The sequence below is a fragment of the Pseudomonas sp. GW456-12-10-14-LB2 genome, assembly GCF_002884345.1.
Lineage (GTDB): Bacteria > Pseudomonadota > Gammaproteobacteria > Pseudomonadales > Pseudomonadaceae > Aquipseudomonas > Aquipseudomonas paraglycinae.
In genome coordinates, this window is the sequence record NZ_POHV01000094.1 from 1 (window position 1) to 391 (window position 391).

General features: G+C 65.0%; 1 protein-coding gene. It reads left to right on the forward strand.

Annotated features, from left to right (window positions below; all coding sequences use genetic code 11):
* Positions 1-391: contractile injection system protein, VgrG/Pvc8 family (locus C1X29_RS28220; protein ID WP_256584414.1), on the forward strand; the 391-nt coding region annotated here is incomplete at both ends.

Genomic DNA, 391 nt, shown 5'->3' on the forward strand with positions numbered 1-391 from the left:
CGCGCCTGACGCTGGAAAGCGAAAACCGCGGCGACGCCCTGCCCGACCTCGAGGACTACGATTACCCGGGCCGTTTCGTCGACCGCGAACGCGGCAAACACCTGGCCAAACGCGCCCTCGAACGCCACCGCAGCGACTTCCAGCTCGCGGAAGGCAAGAGCGACCAACCTCTGCTGGTCAGCGGCCATTTCCTCGCGCTGAAAGAACACCCGAAGGCCAAGTGGAATGACCTGTGGCTGCTCACCGAAGTCCACCACGAAGGCAAGCAGCCGCAGGTGCTGGAAGAGTCGGTGACCAGTGACACCACCGCGCTGAAAGACGATTTCCATCAGGGTTACCGCAACCGCTTCCAGGCCACCCCGTGGGACGTGCCGAACCGCCCGCCCCTGCG